The 17886-nt window shown below is 71.6% G+C and carries 15 protein-coding genes; 10 read left to right on the top strand and 5 right to left on the bottom strand.

What is annotated here, in order from left to right:
- The first annotated feature begins 35 nt into the window (after nucleotides 1-35).
- From ACWCWD_RS04820 to ACWCWD_RS04780, 9 genes are all read left to right on the top strand, one after another.
- Nucleotides 36-869, top strand: coding sequence for a hypothetical protein (locus ACWCWD_RS04820; protein ID WP_450770244.1), 834 nt, complete (start codon nucleotides 36-38; stop codon nucleotides 867-869).
- A gap of 138 nt (nucleotides 870-1007) precedes the next feature.
- Nucleotides 1008-1748 (top strand): YcnI family copper-binding membrane protein, encoded by a 741-nt coding sequence (locus tag ACWCWD_RS04815; protein ID WP_450770243.1) that lies wholly within the window; start codon nucleotides 1008-1010, stop codon nucleotides 1746-1748.
- 117 nt (nucleotides 1749-1865) lie between these two features.
- Complete coding sequence (locus ACWCWD_RS04810) at nucleotides 1866-2522, top strand: SCO family protein (protein ID WP_450770241.1); 657 nt, start codon at nucleotides 1866-1868, stop codon at nucleotides 2520-2522.
- The gene (locus tag ACWCWD_RS04805) at nucleotides 2519-2965 is read left to right on the top strand and encodes a copper chaperone PCu(A)C (RefSeq protein ID WP_450770239.1); all 447 of its coding nucleotides are present in this window, start codon (nucleotides 2519-2521) and stop codon (nucleotides 2963-2965) included. Before ACWCWD_RS04810 ends, ACWCWD_RS04805 begins: the two co-directional genes overlap by 4 nt.
- A gap of 14 nt (nucleotides 2966-2979) precedes the next feature.
- Nucleotides 2980-4995, top strand: coding sequence for a copper resistance protein CopC (locus ACWCWD_RS04800; protein WP_450770238.1), 2016 nt, complete (start codon nucleotides 2980-2982; stop codon nucleotides 4993-4995).
- A 134-nt stretch (nucleotides 4996-5129) separates the two neighbouring features.
- Nucleotides 5130-6365: an iron uptake transporter deferrochelatase/peroxidase subunit gene (efeB, locus tag ACWCWD_RS04795; RefSeq protein ID WP_450770383.1), complete on the top strand. Its 1236-nt coding sequence runs from the start codon at nucleotides 5130-5132 to the stop codon at nucleotides 6363-6365.
- 53 nt (nucleotides 6366-6418) lie between these two features.
- The gene (pheA, locus tag ACWCWD_RS04790; RefSeq protein ID WP_450770236.1) at nucleotides 6419-7354 is read left to right on the top strand and encodes a prephenate dehydratase; all 936 of its coding nucleotides are present in this window, start codon (nucleotides 6419-6421) and stop codon (nucleotides 7352-7354) included.
- A gap of 756 nt (nucleotides 7355-8110) precedes the next feature.
- On the top strand, nucleotides 8111-9388 hold the full coding sequence (serS, locus tag ACWCWD_RS04785) for a serine--tRNA ligase (protein ID WP_450770234.1): 1278 nt from the start codon (nucleotides 8111-8113) through the stop codon (nucleotides 9386-9388).
- Nucleotides 9385-10197, top strand: a complete 813-nt coding sequence (locus ACWCWD_RS04780; protein WP_450770232.1) for an HAD family hydrolase — start codon at nucleotides 9385-9387, stop codon at nucleotides 10195-10197. Before serS ends, ACWCWD_RS04780 begins: the two co-directional genes overlap by 4 nt.
- 117 nt (nucleotides 10198-10314) lie before the next feature.
- Here the strand turns inward: ACWCWD_RS04780 and ACWCWD_RS04775 are convergent, their stop codons facing one another.
- The 5 genes from ACWCWD_RS04775 to ACWCWD_RS04755 form a co-directional block, all read right to left on the bottom strand.
- Nucleotides 10315-11010 (bottom strand): hypothetical protein, encoded by a 696-nt coding sequence (locus ACWCWD_RS04775; protein WP_450770231.1) that lies wholly within the window; start codon nucleotides 11008-11010, stop codon nucleotides 10315-10317.
- 350 nt (nucleotides 11011-11360) lie between these two features.
- Nucleotides 11361-12080 (bottom strand): ABC transporter permease, encoded by a 720-nt coding sequence (locus ACWCWD_RS04770; RefSeq protein ID WP_450770230.1) that lies wholly within the window; start codon nucleotides 12078-12080, stop codon nucleotides 11361-11363.
- 30 nt (nucleotides 12081-12110) lie between these two features.
- The gene (locus ACWCWD_RS04765; RefSeq protein ID WP_450770228.1) at nucleotides 12111-13022 is read right to left on the bottom strand and encodes an ABC transporter ATP-binding protein; all 912 of its coding nucleotides are present in this window, start codon (nucleotides 13020-13022) and stop codon (nucleotides 12111-12113) included.
- Nucleotides 13019-13933 carry an ABC transporter permease gene (locus ACWCWD_RS04760; protein WP_450770227.1) on the bottom strand — a complete coding sequence of 305 codons (915 nt, stop codon included), beginning with the start codon at nucleotides 13931-13933 and terminating at the stop codon, nucleotides 13019-13021. The genes ACWCWD_RS04765 and ACWCWD_RS04760 overlap by 4 nt, the downstream gene beginning before the upstream one ends.
- A complete protein-coding gene (locus ACWCWD_RS04755; protein ID WP_450770381.1) occupies nucleotides 13923-14984 on the bottom strand; it encodes an ABC transporter ATP-binding protein in 1062 nt (353 codons plus the stop codon). Before ACWCWD_RS04755 ends, ACWCWD_RS04760 begins: the two co-directional genes overlap by 11 nt.
- Before the next feature lie 433 nt (nucleotides 14985-15417).
- Here ACWCWD_RS04755 and ACWCWD_RS04750 point away from each other — a divergent pair, with 433 nt between their 5' ends.
- Entirely contained in the window at nucleotides 15418-17208 is a 1791-nt protein-coding gene (locus ACWCWD_RS04750) for an SDR family oxidoreductase (protein ID WP_450770226.1), read from the top strand.
- Nucleotides 17209-17886 lie beyond the last annotated feature (678 nt).

Genomic DNA, 17886 nt, shown 5'->3' with positions numbered 1-17886 from the left:
CACGGGCGGGGGCGCAGTGCGATGATGGCCCGGCCATGTCTACGCCTGACGCACGGTCCGTCACACGCGCCGGAGCCGGTCTGCGGCTCCTGAGGGCCTCGGTGTTCGCCGCGGTCTGCGTCGTGCTGTCCGCGGCGGGACATGCCATCGCCTCCACCTCGGCCGTGCCCTGGTGGGCGTTGCTCTGCGGGTTCTTCCTCGTGCTGGCGGTGGTGACCCCGCTCGCCGGACGCGAACGCTCGCTGCTGTCGATCGCGGCGGTCCTGGCCGGCGGGCAGCTCGCTCTGCACACGCTCTTCGGGCTCGCCCACCCCATGACGGCCGCCGCCATGGGGACGGTCCCCGCCTCCGCCGCCCCGGCGTCCGGGGACGCGTCGCTCGTCCGGTTCGCCGCCTCGCTGGTCTGCGGGGACACCCCGGGCGCGATCAGCCTCGCCCAGGCCCACCGCATCGTCACGGACGCGGGCGTGGACCCGGCGACCGTGACCGGCGCCCACGTCCACCTCGCGGCCTCCGCCGCGTCGGGCGGCGCGACGGCGCTGCTGCCCGGCCTCCCCATGCTCCTCGGCCATCTGCTGGCCGCGTTCGTCACGGGGTGGCTGCTGCGCAGGGGCGAAATCGCGCTGTTCGAGGTGGCGCGGCTCTCCGCGCACGGCGGCCGTGAACTCGCCGCCGCCGCACGGCTGCGCTCGCTGCGCGCCGCGCTCGCGCTCGTACGGGTGCTGCGCGCGGGGCTCCCGGGCGCCCCGACGGCCGGGCCGCGCCCGGCCCGTACCCCCGTGGACGCTCCGGTCCCGGCCACCGGCGATCCGCTCCAGCATCTGGTGATCAGGCGCGGGCCTCCCGCCGCGTACGCCCTCGCAGCCTGACGCGACAGCCTCCCTCGTGCCGTACGACTGCCGTACGACGGCCCCGCCGTGCGACGGACGGGGGACGGAGGTGTCGCGATGCCGTCGCGCACCCGCGCGCCGGACCACCTTCCTGCGCTCCGTGGAGTGATCACTGCCATGAACGTTTCCCGTATCGCCGTCGCGGGCGGCATCGCCGCGACCACCGTTCTGCTGCTCGCCGGTCCCGCCTCCGCGCACGTCAGCGTGCAGCCCCAGGGCGAGGCGGCCAAGGGCGGTTACGCCACCATCAACTTCAAGGTCCCCAACGAGCGCGACAACGCCTCGACGGTGAAGCTCGAAGTCAACTTCCCCACGGACCACCCGCTCTCCTCGGTCAGCCCGCAGGCCGTGCCGGGCTGGAAGATCGACGTCACCAAGGCCACGCTCGCCGAGCCGCTCGACGTCCACGGCAAGAAGGTGACCGAGGCGGTCTCCAAGGTCACCTGGACCGCCGACTCCTCGGCCGCGATCAAGCCCGGGTACTTCCAGCAGTTCCCGCTCTCGGTGGGCCAGCTCCCCGACGACACCGACCAGCTCGTCTTCAAGGCCCTCCAGACGTACAGCAACAAGGAAATCGTCCGCTGGATCGAGGAGACCCCGGCGAGCGGCGAGGAGCCCGAGAACCCGGCGCCGGTCCTGACCCTGACCGACGCCGCGGCGGACGCCCACGGCGCCGCCGCGTCCGACTCCGCCGACGACAAGAGCACCGGCACCGAAGCGGCCGGTCACACCACCGAGGCCGCCGAGGACTCCGGCTCCGCGAGCGACAGCACCGCGCGGGTCCTGGGCGTCGTCGGCATCGTCATCGGCATCGCGGGCGTCGCGTTCGGCGTCCTCGCCCGCCGTCGTACCGTCTGACCCGACCAGGCCTCACGTCCCGGACGTGCCGTGCCGGGCCGGGTGCACACGCGCCCGGCCCGGTCCCCGGCACGTTCCGGGCCACCCACCGCACCACAGACCAGGAACACATCCTCCATGCGCACCAAGAAACTGGCGTCGGCCGTGGCGTTCGCCGCGGCGGCGGCACTGGCCCTGACCGCCTGCGGCTCGAACGACGACTCCGCCGCCAAGCCGGTGGCCGACGTCTCCACGTCCACCACCACCAAGGCCGCCACCGTCCTCGACCAGCCGTTCACCAAGCCGGACCTCGTCCTGACGGACACCCACGGCAAGACGTACGACCTCCGCAAGGAGACCAAGGGCAAGCCGACGCTCATCTACTACGGCTACACCAACTGCCCCGACGTCTGCCCGCTGACCATGAGCAACATCGCGCTCGCCAAGCGCGCGCTGCCCGCCGCCGAGCAGGCCGAACTCAAGGTCGTCTTCATCACCACCGACCCCGAGCGGGACACCCCGGCCTCGCTGGGCTCCTGGCTCAAGGCCCAGGACCCCGACTTCATCGGGCTCACCGGCGACTTCAAGACCATCCAGGCGGGCGCCCGGTCGATGGGCATCGGCATCGACCCGGCGACGACGGAGAAGGACGGCACCGTCGTCTCCATGCACGGCGCCCAGGTCATGGCGTTCTCCCCGAAGACCGACGCCGGGTACGTCATCTACAGCGAGGACACCACCGCGGACGACTACACCGCGGACCTCCCCAAGCTCATCGAGGGGGCGAACCCGTGACAGGCCGGGCGGCGCTCGCCGGCGGACTGGCCCTCGTCACGGGCCTGACCCTCGCGGGGTGCTCCGCCGGGGGCTCCCCCGAGCTGAAGGTCGTCGGGGCCTTCATGCCGCAGCCCGTCAGCGACATCGCGGCGGCGTTCCTCGTCGTGGAGAACAAGGGCGGCGCCACCGACCGGCTGACGTCCGTGACCAGCCCGATCTCCGACCACGTCACGATCCACGAGACCGACGGACAGGCCATGCGGATGGTCTCGTCCTTCGAGGTACCCGCGCGCGGCGAGCTGGACCTCGAACGCGGCGGCAGCCACATCATGTTCAGCGAACTCAAGCGGCAGCCGAAGCGGGGGCAGAAGATCTCCGTGGAACTGCACTTCGAGAAGACCGGCCCGATCACGGTCGAGCTTCCCGTCGAGGAGACGACCTACAACCCGGCGAAGCAGTGAGGGACTGATCCACCATGACAGCCACCGCCCCGCGCGCAGGTCGTGTCCGGCCTTACCCGACAGGCCGGCCGCTCACCGCGTCCGCGCTCCTCGCCACGCTGATCGGCCTGCTCCTCGGCCTGATGCTGGCGGGCGCGTCCCCCGCCTCCGCGCACGCCGCCCTCACGGGAAGCGACCCGCAGGACGGGGCGGTGGTCGACGCCGCACCCCGGGACGTCACGCTCTCCTTCTCCGAGTCCGTCTCGCTGAGCGACGACGCGATCCGGGTACTCGACCCGTCCGGCAAGCGGGCCGACTCCGGCGTACCCCGCGCGGTGGGCGACGGCAAGGCCGCCCGGTACGCCGTCACCCTCCACACCGGGCTCCCCGACGGCACCTACACGGTGGCCTGGCAGGCGGTCTCCGCCGACAGCCACCCGGTCTCGGGCGCCTTCACCTTCTCCATCGGAGCGCCGTCCACCACCACCGTCGCACTGCCCGCCCAGGCAGCGGGCGGCGGACTGGTGGGCACGCTCTACGGCATCGCGCGCTACGCCGCGTACGCCGGTTTCATCCTGCTCGCGGGCGGCTCCGCGTTCGTCCTCGGGTGCTGGCGGGGCGGCGCCTCGGCCCGCCCGCTGCAACGGCTCGTGCTCGCCGGCTGGCTCACCCTCACGGCGTCCACCCTGGTGATGCTGGTGCTGCGGTACCCGTACACCGGCAGCGGGAAGCTCTCCGACGCCTTCGACCTCTCCGGCCTCCAGGCGTCGCTGGACACCAAGCCGGGGGCCGCGCTGGTCTCCCGGCTGCTCCTGCTGGGCGCCTCCGCGCTCTTCGTCGCCGTGCTGTTCGGTACGTACCCCCGGCGCGAGGACGAGAAGGAGCGCAAGGACCTCACCTTCGGCCTCTCGCTCGGCGGCGCGGTCGTCGCCACCGGCATCGCGGGCACCTGGTCGCTCGCCGAACACGCCTCCGTCGGTCTCCAGCCGGGCATCGCCATGCCGGTCGACATGGCGCACCTGCTGGCGGTCGCGGCCTGGCTGGGCGGTCTGGCGGCCCTGCTGACCGCCCTGTACCGCGTCCCGGAGCTGCCCGCCGCCGCCGTACGACGGTTCTCCCGGGCGGCCTTCTGCAGCGTGGTGGTGCTCGCCGCGACGGGGCTCTACCAGTCCTGGCGCCAGGTCGGCTCCTGGTCCGCGCTGACCGGGACCACCTACGGCCGGCTGCTGCTGGTCAAGGTCGGACTGGTCGCAGTCCTCGTGGGCGTCGCCTGGATCTCCCGGCGCTGGACCGGCCGGCTGACGGGCGGTGAGCCGGTGACGGTGCCGGAGCAGGCGGTGGCGGAGCAGGCCGCGCCGGTGGAGGTGGAAGCCGGCCCGGTGCCGGCCGTGGCCGCCGGTACGGACCCCGTCACGGCCGCTGCCACGGGCTCCCTCGCGGACCCCGTCGCGGGCTCCATCTCGGACCCCGTCGCGGACCCCGAGCGGGCCGCCCAACTCGCTCGCCAGCGGGCCGCGCTGACGGCCACGAAGGAGCGGAAGGCCCGCGACGCCGACCCCGGCCGCTCCGGGCTGCGCCGCTCGGTCCTCGTGGAGACGGGCATCGCTGTGATCCTGCTGGCCGTCACCACCATCCTCTCCTCGACCGAACCGGGCCGTACGGAGGAGGAGGCGGCGCGCACCAACACCGTCGCCGCCCCGGCCGTCGCCCAGCCGGTCACCGTGAGCCTGCCCTTCGACACCGGCGGCCTCAACGGCAAGGGCACGGTCCAGCTGGACCTGGACCCCGGCCGTACCGGCTCCAACGACATGCATCTGTGGATAGAGGACGGCAAGGGCACGGCGCTGGACGTACCCGAGGTACGGATCGCGCTGACGCTGGAGGCGAAGGACATCGGCCCCCTGCCGGTCGTCCCCGACCGGCTCGCCGAGGGCCACTGGGCCGCGAGCGGCGTACAGATCCCCATGGCGGGCGAGTGGAAGCTCGCGGTCACCGTCCGCACCTCGGACATCGACGAGACCACCGTCACCAAGAACGTGAAGATCGGCTGACCGGCGTGAGCAAGCGGAACACGAACGTGCAGAGCCCCCGGGAGCGAGCCGGGGCGGCTGCCAGGAGCACCTCCCGGGCTTCCACCGAGGGTGCCTCCTCGGGCGACGCCCCGGGCGGGGTCTCCCGGCGGAAGCTGCTCGGGGGCGCCGGGGCGGCCGGTGCCGCCGGGCTGGTGCTGGGCGCGGCGGGGGGTGCCACCGGGTACGCCGCTACGCGCCCCGAGGCGCCCGCGGCGCTCGCCTCGATCGGCTCGACCGAGGCGATGTTTCACGGGAAACATCAGCCGGGGATCACCACTCCGCTCCAGGCCAGTGGGCATCTCGTCGCCTTCGACCTCGCGGCGGGCGCCGGACGTACCGAGGCGGCCGCACTGATGCGGCGCTGGTCGGTGCTGGCCGAGGAGCTGATGGCGGGCCGCTCCGCAGGGTCCGGCGGGTCCGGCGGCGACACCGGGATCGCGCTGGACGCCGGCCCGTCCTCTCTGACGCTCACCTTCGGCTTCGGCCGGACCTTCTTCGACCGCACCGGGCTGGAGGAGCGGCGGCCGGCCGGGCTCGACCCGCTGCCCGCGTTCTCCTCCGACCACCTCGACTCCGGGCGGTCGAACGGCGACCTCTGGGTCCAGATCGGCGCCGACGACGCACTCGTCGCCTTCCACGCGCTCCGCGCCGTCCAGCGGGCCGCCGGGTCGGCGGCGCGGGTGCGCTGGCAGATGAACGGCTTCAACCGCACGCCGGGCGCGACCGCCCGCCCCATGACGGCCCGCAACCTGATGGGCCAGCTGGACGGGACCAACAACCCCAAGCCCACCGACGGCGACTTCGACACCCGGATCTTCGTGCCCGCGCCCGCCGGCTCCGCCGCCGCCGACCCGACGCAGGACTGGCTCGCGGGCGGCTCCTACGCGGTCGTCCGCCGCATCCGGATGCTGCTGGACGACTGGGAGAAGCTCACCGTCGCTCACCAGGAGCGGGTCATCGGTCGGCGCAAGGACACGGGCGCCCCGCTCAGCGGCGGCGACGAGACCACCGCGATGGACCTGGACAAGCTCGGTGCGGACGGCAAACCGGCGATCCCGTCCAACGCCCACGCCCGGATCTCCTCCCCCGGGAAGAACGGCGGGGCGGCGATGCTGCGGCGCCCGTTCTCGTACCACGACGGCATCGACCCGGACGGGACACCGGACGCGGGGCTGCTCTTCGTGTGCTGGCAGGCGGACCCGTTCCGGGGCTTCGTGCCGGTCCAGCGCAAGCTCGACCGGGGGGACGCGCTCTCGCCGTTCATCCGGCACGAGGCGAGCGGGGTCTTCGCGGTGCCGGGCGGCGCCGCGAAGGGGGAGTACGTGGGACAGCGGCTGCTGGAGTCCTGATCGACCCGGGCCGGTCCGGCGGGGGTCCGCCGGACACGGCCTAGAGTGACCGTATGTCCGCCACGCGTTACGCCTACCTCGGCCCCGAAGGCACCTTCACCGAGGTGGCGCTCCGTACGCTCCCGGAAGCCGCCACCCGCGAACTCGTCCCCATGGTCTCCGTACCGGCGGCACTGGACGCCGTACGGAACGGGGAGGCCGCCGCCGCCCTCGTACCGATCGAGAACTCGGTCGAGGGCGGGATCACCGCGACCCTGGACGAGCTGGCGGTGGGCGCGCCGCTGATGATCTACCGCGAGGTGCTGCTCTCCATCTCGTTCGCGCTGCTGGTGCGGCCCGGCACGCGGCTGGAGGACATCAAGTCCGTCACGGCGCACCCGGCCGCACAGCCGCAGGTACGCAACTGGCTGGCCGCCCACCTCCCGGGGGCCGTGTGGGAGTCGGCCGCGTCCAACGCGGACGGTGCCCGGCTGGTCCGGGACGGACGGTACGACGCTGCTTTCGCCGGGGAGTTCGCGGCGGCGACCTACGGGCTCGTGCCGCTCGCCACCGAGATCCACGACGCGGTGAACGCGCAGACCCGCTTCGTCCTCGTCGGCCGCCCGGCCCGGCCCGCCGCGCCGACCGGCGCCGACAAGACCTCAGTGGTCCTCTGGCTGGGCGAGGACCGCCCGGGCGCCCTGCTCGAACTGCTCCAGGAGTTCGCGGTGCGCGGGGTGAACCTGATGCTGATCCAGTCCCGCCCGACCGGCAAGGGGATCGGCGACTACTGCTTCGCGGTGGACGCGGAGGGACACATCTCGGACCGGCGGGTGGGCGAGGCGCTGATGGGGCTGAAGCGCATCTGCCCGAACCTGCGCTTCCTCGGCTCCTATCCCCGGGCCGGAGTGGGCCCGGAGGACGTGGGCCCGCTGCGGGTGGGCACCTCGGATCCGGACTTCGCGGCCGCCTCGGACTGGCTGGCCCGTAGCCAGGACGGACGCGTCTGACCGCCGGGACGGAGGGCGCGACCCGCACATCTGCGCGGGCGCATCCACCGATGGTCGTTTACCCACAGAGTTATCCACAGGGCACCGGTCGAACCTGGGGACAAGTCGACACCGGCGTTCGACATCATCGACAAATCACCCCAGGTGATCTCATCGACCCGTGAAGCCTCCCAGGGCTCCCCATGATCCTCATCTAGCCCGTTCGGCTCAATTACCTTGATCAACGACACAGAATGACGAATTACCACTCGAATGAGTGCCCGAAAGGCGGTTTGAAGGATGAATCCACGAGTCCAAGGCCCGCCGGAACCCCTCCTCGATGGTCGACTTCGCGCATCCACAGTTTTTCCACACAGCCTGTGGATAACTAATCCGAACCGCCCCACCCTGTGGACAACCCCGGACGGGGACCGCCCTCAACTCCCCGGCAGGACAGGGCGGTAGGCCAGGGCCGCAGCGGCTTTCCGCCCGGTTCGGGGTAATGAGCCCGCCCCGACGGACGCGCCCCCGGCACCCCGCCCCGCACCCCCTCCACTCACGCACACTCCAGGATCTCTGCTCGGATTCCAGCACCGCGCGCACGTTCGCTCTCCCGGACGAATACCGGCGGACACCCCTCCCACTCGCACCCCGGCCCGCCTCCCTCGCGAAATCCCGGGATTCCCATCAGAGATACCATTCACGGCAATTCGGGCATAGTGACACGCTTGTCACTATCGATTCGAGTAGCCGAAGTCCCACCGGTAGCCTGGTGGGGTGATTGACCTTCGCCTGCTCCGTGAGGACCCCGACCGTGTTCGCGCCTCCCAGCGCGCCCGTGGAGAGGACGTCGCGCTCGTCGACGCCCTGCTCTCCGCCGACGAGCTGCGCAGGTCGTCCGGCGTCCGCTTCGACGAACTCCGCTCCGAGCAGAAATCGCTCGGCAAGCTGATCCCCAAGGCCTCCCCCGAGGAGCGGACGGAGCTGCTCAAGCGCGCCGACCAGCTCAAGGCGGACGTCCGTGCCGCCGACGCCGCGCAGAACGAGGCGGACGCGGAGGCGAAGCGCCTGCTGCTGCAGCTCGGCAACATCGTCCAGGAGGACGTGCCGGTCGGCGGCGAGGAGGACTTCGTCGTCCTGGAGACGCACGGCACCATCCGCGACTTCGGTGCCGAGGGCTTCGAGCCCAAGGACCACCTGGAGCTCGGCGAGGCGCTCGGCGCCATCGACATGGAGCGCGGCGCCAAGGTCTCCGGTTCGCGCTTCTACTACCTGACGGGCATCGGCGCCCTGCTGGAGCTCGCCCTCGTCAACGCGGCCATCGCCCAGGCGACCGAGGCCGGCTTCATCCCCATGCTCACCCCCGCGCTGGTCCGCCCGCGCGCCATGGAGGGCACCGGCTTCCTCGGCCAGGCCGCCGAGAACGTCTACCACCTGGAGAAGGACGACTTCTACCTGGTCGGCACCTCCGAAGTCCCCCTCGCCGCGTACCACATGGACGAGATCATCGAGGCCGACAAGCTGCCCCTGCGGTACGCCGGCTTCTCGCCCTGCTTCCGCCGCGAGGCAGGTACGTACGGCAAGGACACCCGGGGCATCTTCCGCGTCCACCAGTTCGACAAGGTCGAGATGTTCTCGTACGTCGACCCCTCCGACGCCGAGGCCGAGCACCGCCGGCTGCTGGAGTGGGAGAAGCAGTGGCTGACCGGCCTGGAGCTGCCGTTCCAGGTGATCGACGTGGCCACCGGTGACCTCGGGGCCTCGGCCTCGCGGAAGTTCGACTGCGAGGCGTGGATCCCCACCCAGGGCAAGTACCGCGAGCTGACCTCCGCCTCCAACTGCGACAGCTTCCAGGCCCGCCGCCTGTCGGTGCGCATGCGGGACGGCAAGAAGGTCCAGCCGCTGGCCACCCTGAACGGCACGCTCTGCGCCGTACCGCGCACGATCGTGGCGATCCTGGAGAACCACCAGCTCGCGGACGGCTCCGTGCGCGTGCCCGAGATGCTCCGTCCGTACCTGGGCGGGCGCGAGGTCCTGGAGCCGGTCGCCAAGTGACCTTCCCCTTCAAGCTCGTCGCCACCGATCTCGACGGCACGCTGCTCCGCGACGACCACACGGTCTCCGTGCGGACGCGCGAAGCGCTGGCCGCCGCCACCGAGGCGGGTGCCGCGCACATCGTCGTCACCGGCCGGGCGGTGCCGTGGACGCGGCAGATACTGGACGATCTGGGCTACGACGGCCTCGCCGTCTGCGGCCAGGGCGCGCAGGTCTACCACGCGGGCGAGCACAAGCTGCTCACCTCGCTGACGCTGGACCGGCAGCTGGCCGGGCTCGCGCTGTCCAAGATCGAGGCGGAGGTGGGCCCGCTGCTGCTCGCGGCGAGCCGCGACGGGCTGGACGGCGAGGTCCTGGTCGGCCCCGGTTACCGGGTCCACGAGGGCCCGCTGCCGGTGGTCCACGTCGAGGACGCGAACGAGATGTGGGCGGCGCCGCTGAACAAGGTCTACATCCAGCACCCCGAGCTCGACGACGACCGGCTCACCGCCGCCGCCCGGGCGGTCGTGGGCAGCCTCGTCAACATCGTGATGGCGGGTCCCGGTGTCGTGGAGATCCTCCCGCTCGGCCTCAGCAAGGCGACGGGGCTCTCGCTCGCCGCGCGCCGGCTCGGCGTGAAGGCGGCGGACACCATCGCCTTCGGCGACATGCCCAACGACATCCCGATGTTCGGCTGGGCACGGCACGGCGTGGCCATGGCCAACGCGCACGACGAGCTCAAGGCCGTGGCGCACGAGGTCACCGCCTCCAACGACGACGACGGCATCGCGGTCGTCCTGGAGGAGCTCCTCGCCGGCGGAACGCGGTAACGCCACCCGCGCTCGTCCCCGGACGACCCCGTATCCGTACGACCGACTGCCCGCGGCCCGTGAAGGCCGCGGGCAGTCGTGTGTCCGCCCCCTTTCCGTCGGACCTCTACGCTCCCTCTACGCTTCGGGCCGCAGCTCCTTCAGCCGGTGCGCCACGTCGCCCAGCCGGGCGTCGACCCGCCGCACGTCGTGCGCGACGTCGGCCAGCCGGACGCTCATCGCGCCGACGACCTCATGGGTCGCCCCCAGCTTCCGGTCCAGGCTGTCGAACCGCTCCGACATCCGGCGCAGTACCGGCCCCAGCTCCTGGAGAGCCACACCGACTCCGGCGAGGCAGCTCTCGATGCGGGTGACCCTGAAGTCGAGCGAGTCGTACCGCTCCCGGAGGTCGGTCTCGGCGTCGAGGAGGTACGTACGCACGCAGCGGGCGATGTCGCTTTCGCGAAGAAGCATGGCGACGTTGAGGACCGTGCGGCGGGTGTAGAGCGTCAGCCGAGTGGCCGCCTGTGGATAACTTCCGCCCATTCCACCTTCCTGGCCGCTCCATAGGGACAACATGTCCCTATGGAAGGACCGCAGGTCAGAGCCTCGAAGCAGAATCAGACCGTTCTCCTCCATCTCGGCGCGGTGGCGTTGGGTCACCTTCTTCACTGCTTCTGTGGATACTTCGAAGTAACGAGCCACATCCTCTGTGCGAACGTGAATTCCGTCCGGGAGCATGACAAGGCTCTTCACCTTGTCGAGGATGTCGACGCGCACCATCTGCTCGACGCGCAGCGCGCGGGATTCGAGCAGGGCGGCTTCCGTGGGCATGAGCATGCCTTCCGTACGCAGGGAACAGCGAGGGACGGCCCTCTCCCCGGGCGTCAGGGGCGGAGGTCGCTCACGGGTGCCTCTTGCTCGATGACCGGCTGCCTGCGGTGCTCACGCACCGGGGCCGGCATTCCTCTGCTTCACGTACGCGTCGTCGTCACGGATTCCAGTTGCCTCCACGCGTCCGGTCCAACGAATCGGCCTGTCCACGGTCACGCGGGCCGCTCCGGTCGCTCGCGGGGACGCCCTTCCGGAGCAGCCTTCCCGACGGGGCCGGAGAACACGACAACCCCCGTCCGTCGGACGGGGGTTGTCCTGCGCGGAGCCGCCTCACGGGCCGGCCCGCCGCCTCACTCCTCGCCGGCCAGCTTGAGCGTGCGCAGCTTCTGGCCCGCGTACCAGGTGGCGCCGACGGTCACCACGACCAGCAGCACGGTGGCGAGCGGGAGGTGGACCTCGGCGGTGATCGCGCCCTCCGCGCCGGTCTTCTCGGCGACGGCGAGCGCCCACTGCTGCACACTCAGCGTGCGCGCCCCGGGCACCTGGCTGCCGAAGAGGGCCTCCCACACCAGCGCGTAGACCAGGCCGAGCACGACCGCGTGCCGGCTGACCGTGCCGAGCAGCAGGAAGAGCGCGCTGTACGCGATCGACGCGACCAGCGCCCCGACGGTGTACGCCACCGCGATCTGCTGGCCGTTGCCGTTGAGGATGAGCCCCGCGATCAGGGTGGGCAGCGCGGAGAAGACCATCGTGACGGCGATGGCGACGATCAGTTTGGTGAAGATGATCGTGGGGCGCTTCACCGGCTTCGCCAGCAGATAGACGATCGAACCGTCGTCGATCTCGGGGCCGATGGCCCCCGTGCCCGCGATGACACCGATCAGCGGGACCATCACGGCGAGGGCGAAGCCGCCGAGCACGTCCGAGGTGATCTGGTCGTCGGCTCCCGCCAGGACCCGTACCGCCAGCGCGATCGCGAGCAGCAGCGCGGGCAGGACGAACAGGATGGCGGCCCGGCGCCGGCCGAGCAGGGCCCGGTAGGTGAGCCGGGCGACTGTGGGGTCGTACATGACGCTTCACAGCTCCTTTCAGGCCACTGGTCAGGCCGATACGAGGTACGAGAAGACCGATTCGAGGGACTCGTCGGACGGTGAGACGGCCAGCAGCCGGATGCCGCGCTCCTGCGCCACCCGCGGCAGCAGGGTGGTGAAGCGGCCGAAATCGACCGCCTGGATCAGCAGCGCGCCCTCCTGGTGGTCGACCTCGATCCCGGCCGTCGACGGGTCGGCGATCAGGGCCGCCGCCAGCGCGCGGTCGTCGCTGGAGCGCACGAGGTAGCGGTGCGGGCGGTCCGTCATCAGCCGGCGGATCCGCCGGAAGTCGCCGGAGGCCGCGTGCCGGCCGGCCACGATCACCTCGATGTGCGAGGCGAGCTGCTCGACCTCTTCGAGGATGTGGGAGGAGAAGAGCACGGTGCGCCCCTCCCCGCCCATCCGCCGCAGCAGATCCATCAGCTGCATCCGCTGGCGGGGGTCCATGCCGTTGAACGGTTCGTCCAGCAGCAGAACCGACGGGTCGTGGACGAGCGCCGAAGCCATCTTCACGCGCTGGCGCATGCCCTTGCTGTACGTCTGGATCTTGCGGTCCTGCGCGTACTCCATCTCCACCGTGGCCAGCGCGCGCGCCGCCTGCGCCGCGCCCAGACCGTGCAGTTCGGCGTTGGCGACGACGAACTCGCGGCCGGTCAGGAAGTCGTACATGCCCTCCCGCTCGGGGACGATGCCGATCTCCTGGTAGACCGACTCGTTGCGCCAGATCGGGCGCCCGTCGAGGGTGACCGTCCCCGTGGAGGGGGCGAGAAATCCGGCCATCAAGTTGATCAGCGTGGACTTGCCCGCGCCGTTGGGACCGAGCAGTCCGGTGACCCCCGGGCCGATCGTCATACTCACGTCGTTGACGGCGACGACGTTCCCGAACCAGCGGGAGGCGTGGTCGATCTCGATGGTGGTCACAGCCCGACCCTCCGGTAGCGGCGCAGCAGGGCGGCGTACGAGCCGGCGATGAGCGCGAGGACAACGAACAGATAGACCACGCCCAGCGCGGCCCCCGGGCCCTCCCCGCCCGGGAAGGCGGAGGAGGCGCCGAGGAACGCGGTCTGCACCCCGTCGATCAGCGTGATCGGCGAGAACAGCCCGAACCAGGCGACGGCTCCCTCGGTCCCGGTCGAGAACGCGATGGCCTGGACCGTGGAGACCGCTCCGTACGTGATGGTCAGCACGGCGATCACCGCCGCCACTCCGAAGCCCCGGCGCGGGGTGACCGCGGCCACCACCAGCGCGAGTGCGGCGAACAGCACGGACAGCAGGGCCACCGACACCAGTCCCTGGGCGAACCAGCCGGTCTGGTCGCCGAAGTCGAATTTCGCGAGCAGCGAGCCCACGTAGAGGATGAGCAGCGGCGTCCCGGTGAGCACGAAGACGGCGGACGCCATCGCCGCCAGCTTCGCCAGGACGTAGTCGGCGTGCGCGATCGGCCGCGAGAAGTAGAGCGGAACCGTCCGGAACCGCAGGTCCCGCGAGACGCTCTGCGGGGCCTGGGAGGCCACGAACAGCCCGATGACGGCCTGGAGATAGATCGCGTACGAGGTGTACTTCACGACCAGCTTGGTGGCGCCGGGCGCGGCCATCGACACGGCCACGATGATCGCCGCGACCAGGCACATCACCGCGAGCATCAGCAGCGGAAGCACCTTGGACCGGGCGGAACGCCCGAGCCCGAACGCGCCCTTGAGGGACTGGACGTAGAGCGAGCGGCGGGCGTACGCGCGCCCCAGCCTCGGGCCGTCGTAGGAGCGGTAGCCGATGTCGTGGATGCGGGAGGCGTCGCCGGGCAGCGCGCCTCGGCCCCTGGTCTCAGTGCTCATCGGGACCGCTCCCCTTCTGCTGTACGGCTCCGGATGCCGGAACCTGATGGACGGACCCGGGCGCCGGGACCGGGGACGGGACCTGCGGTACGGCTCCGGGGGCCGGGCCGGACGCGGCCTCGGCGACCGCCGGGGCCGGCTGCGCGTTCTCGCCCGTGCGGAAGACCTCGGCGATGTGGTGGCGGCGCTGCTCCATGCGGACGAGCCCGAGGCCGAGACCGGCGACGCTGTCGCGCACCAGGTCGTACGTCTCCTCGCCGGTCGCCTCGACGAGCAGGATGTGACCGGCTCCCGGCAGACCGCCGGTGTCGACGCCGTCGTTCCCGATCAGCTGCACACCGGCCCCGAGGAGCTTGCGGCGCAGCGCGTCGGTGCCGTCCGGATGGGTGTCGCTGTCGGTGACCTCGACCGCGAGCGTGGTGGTGGTCTGGGTGAACTCGCTGGTGGAGCTGGACCGGAGCAGCGTGCCGCCGTCGATGACGACGACGTGGTCGCAGGTGCGCTCCAGCTCGCCCAGGAGGTGCGAGGTGACGAGCACGGAGATGCCGAAATCGGTGTGCACCCGGCGGATGAGCCCGAGCATCTCGTCGCGGCCGACCGGGTCGAGGCCGTTCGTCGGCTCGTCGAGCAGCACCAGCCTCGGGTCGTGGACCAGCGCCTGGGCCAGCTTCACGCGCTGCTTCATGCCGGTCGAGTAGCCCCCGATGGGGCGGTAGCGCTCCTCGTAGAGCCCGACGTGGCGCAGGGTGTCGGCGGTGCGTTCCCGGGCCGCCGTCGGCGGCAGACCGGACATCCGCGCCATGTGGACGACGAACTCGGTCGCCGAGACGTCCGGCGGCAGGCAGTCGTGCTCCGGCATGTACCCGACCCGTTCCCGGATCGCGGCACCGTGCGTGGCGACGTCCAGCCCGAGCACCGAGGCGGAGCCCTCGGTGGCGGGCGAGAGTCCCAGCAGAATCTTGATCAGGGTGGACTTGCCGGCCCCGTTGGCACCCACCAGGCCGGTCACACCCGGTCCGATGTCCAAGGAGAGCCGGTCAAGAGCGGTCACCCGGGGGTACCGCTTGCTCAAGGCGTTCAACGCGATCACAGTCACCTCGACGACGCTAGTGGCGCGGGCATCTCCGGTCGTCAGCCCTGACGGTCGCATACACGTCAAACTTGAGTTGTAGGGACCCGTAGGGGCGTCGGGCGGAGGAGTGACCCGGGTCCAAGGGCGATGGGGCGACCCGCGCGGCTCGGCGAGCGGTGCGGTGCGGTGCGGTGGGGCGACGATCCTCTCTGCGTACCGGATCTCCACAGGTGGTTGTCCACAGGCCCGGCGTCCCTCTTGACCCCTCGGCGGGCCTGGTCACATTCTTCAGTGTCACGTTACTGGCGCGTACAGCTCGCCAAGTGCGCTGTCCGGGCGCCGGGTTCGGACGGCCGGGGCCGAGGAAGACGGGTGGCGCACGAGCGGCGCCCGACCGAGGAGAGGTGGCGGGATGCAACTGCCGGGAGCGCGCGAACGCTGGGTACGCACGGGCGGCATCGAGCTCTGCGTGGCCGAGCTGGGCAATCCGGACCTGCCCACCGTGGTGCTGGTGCACGGCTATCCGGACAGCAAGGAGGTGTGGTCGCGGGTGGCTCCGGCGCTGGCCGAGCAGTGGCACGTGGTGCTCTACGACGTACGCGGCCACGGCCGTTCGAGCGCGCCGAAGCCGCTGCGCGGCGGGTTCACGCTGGAGAAGCTGACCGACGACTTCCTCGCCGTGCTGGACGAGGTGAGTCCTGGCCGGCCGGTGCACCTGGTGGGCCACGACTGGGGTTCGGTGCAGTCCTGGGAGTTCGCCACGGTCGGGCGGACCAAGGGCAGGATCGCCTCCTTCACCTCGATGTCCGGGCCGTCGCTCGACCACTTCGGCCACTGGATCCAGAGCCGGATGGCCCGGCCCACCCCCCGGCGGCTGGTCCAGCTCGCCGGACAGGGCGCCAAATCCTGGTACGTCTACCTCCTGCACACCCCCGTCCTGCCCGAACTCGCCTGGCGCGGGCCGCTGGGACGCCGGTGGCCACGCATCCTGGAGCGCCTGGAGAAGGTGCCCGCGGGCGACTACCCCACCGCCTCGCTGCCCCGGGACGCGGCCCACGGCGCCTGGCTCTACCGCGACAACGTCCGTACCCGGCTGCGCAGGCCGCGCCCGGACGCGTACGCGCACGTACCGGTGCAGCTGATCACCCCGACCGGTGACGCCTTCCTGTCGGAGTACCTCTACGACGACCTGGAGCAGTGGGCCCCGCGCCTGGTCCGGCGCCGACTCCCCGCCCAGCACTGGGTGCCGCGCACCCGGCCGGACCAACTCGTCTCCTGGATATCGGAGTTCGTGACCGCCAACGAGCCCTCGGCGAAGGCCGCCCGTACGACGGCGACGAGCCCGGTGGGGTCCGGACGGCACGCGGACCGGTTCGCCGGCCGGCTGGTGCTGGTGACGGGCGCTGCCGACGGGATCGGACGGGCCACCGCCCTGGCGTTCGCCGAGGCCGGGGCACGGGTGGTGGCCGTGGACCGGGACGCGGCCGGCGCCGCCCGTACGGCGGAGACGGCGCTGCTCGTCGGGGCGCGGGCCGCCTGGGCGGAGACCGCCGAACCGGGCGACGAGCAGGCGGTGGAGAAGCTCGGCGCGAAGGTGGCGGCGGAGTACGGCACCGTCGAGGTGCTGGTCAACCTCGCGGGCACGGCGCCCTCCGGGCCCTTCCTGGAGACCACGTCCGAGGAGTGGCGGGGCCTCCTCGACGCGGGGCTCCTGGGGATCGTCCACAGCTGCCGGGTGTTCGGCGGGCGGATGGCCGAGCGCGGGCAGGGCGGCCACATCGTCAACGTGCTCCCGAGCATCCCCGGCCCGGCGTCCCGGGCACCGGGCGCCACCCCGTACGGCACGGCGCAGGCGGCCGTCCTGGCTCTCAGCCAGGGGCTGCGGGCCGAACTGGCCCCCCGTACGGTCTCGGTGAGCGCGGTACTGCCGGGGGCGGTCGACGCCGGGGCAGGTGTATCCGGGACGCGCGCGGGAGCGGGTATCGGGACGCTCCTCTCCACAAGGGAGGCGTCATCTGCGGGAGTTGGCGCGAGGGCCGTTACGCCGTCACGCCGGGCTCACGGCCGTACTCCGGAGCAGGTCGCCGAGGCCGTGCTGGAGGCGGTGGTCCACGACCAGGCCCTCGCGGTGGTCCCGGGACGGCCGGTGGGCCTCCGCCGGCTGCTCCGGGGCGGCACGGGGGCGCTCCGCAAACGCCGCTAGGCGAGGCCGAGTCGGGAGCACCGCCGTGCGGGCCGACGGGCGCCGCACCCCAAGCCGGGAGCCTGAGGTGCGGCCCACAAGCCTGCGCCGGGGCGGACTTGGCGTCGAGGCGGGTCATTCGAGCTGTGGCGGGGGCGAGTTCCGGGACGGTGGTCGCCGGGAGGCGTCTCGTACGACCGGCACCGGGCGGGCGGCCCGCTCGCTCCGGGCGGCCGCGGCTCCGGAAGGAATGGTGGTGGACACCGCGGAACCCGGAGCGGCTTTCCCCAGCCGCGGAGGGCAGCCTGTGGACAGAACGGCGTTCAGCCTATGAGCTGTTCGCCGCGGTGGAGCGGGATCGGACACCGTCCACACGACGGGCCATCCGGAGGCATTCCGCCTGGGATGGAACGGAAGGAACGGTTCCTCCAGTGGCGCAAGTGGGTTGTGCCGCACGACGCGTGGTCGTCGACCGGCGGCGACGCATGAGCGAGCAGCCCAGAACTGGAGTTGCGGAGATACCCTTTTGGTGACAAGCGGGACATCTCGCCCATTCAACAATCAAGTTGACCAAAAAGCCCATTTCATAGAGGCGTTGTCCACAGATTCGCCAAATACCCTGTGGATAAGTCAAGTTGCTTGTGGATCAAACACAAACGGACTCACCAGTTTCCCGGCGCTCGGAAAATCGGGATGCAC

Source organism: Streptomyces sp. NPDC001493 (genome assembly GCF_053597235.1).
Note: the sequence above shows the minus strand (reverse complement) of the source record. Positions and strands in the feature narration are given on the sequence as shown.

Coding starts and splice junctions, on each gene's coding strand:
- ACWCWD_RS04820 (WP_450770244.1), top strand. CDS start 36: ATGTCTACGCCTGACGCACGGTCCGTCACACGCGCCGGAGCCGGTCTG.
- ACWCWD_RS04815 (WP_450770243.1), top strand. CDS start 1,008: ATGAACGTTTCCCGTATCGCCGTCGCGGGCGGCATCGCCGCGACCACC.
- ACWCWD_RS04810 (WP_450770241.1), top strand. CDS start 1,866: ATGCGCACCAAGAAACTGGCGTCGGCCGTGGCGTTCGCCGCGGCGGCG.
- ACWCWD_RS04800 (WP_450770238.1), top strand. CDS start 2,980: ATGACAGCCACCGCCCCGCGCGCAGGTCGTGTCCGGCCTTACCCGACA.
- pheA (WP_450770236.1), top strand. CDS start 6,419: ATGTCCGCCACGCGTTACGCCTACCTCGGCCCCGAAGGCACCTTCACC.
- ACWCWD_RS04775 (WP_450770231.1), bottom strand. CDS start 11,010: ATGCCCACGGAAGCCGCCCTGCTCGAATCCCGCGCGCTGCGCGTCGAG.
- ACWCWD_RS04770 (WP_450770230.1), bottom strand. CDS start 12,080: ATGTACGACCCCACAGTCGCCCGGCTCACCTACCGGGCCCTGCTCGGC.
- ACWCWD_RS04760 (WP_450770227.1), bottom strand. CDS start 13,933: ATGAGCACTGAGACCAGGGGCCGAGGCGCGCTGCCCGGCGACGCCTCC.
- ACWCWD_RS04750 (WP_450770226.1), top strand. CDS start 15,418: ATGCAACTGCCGGGAGCGCGCGAACGCTGGGTACGCACGGGCGGCATC.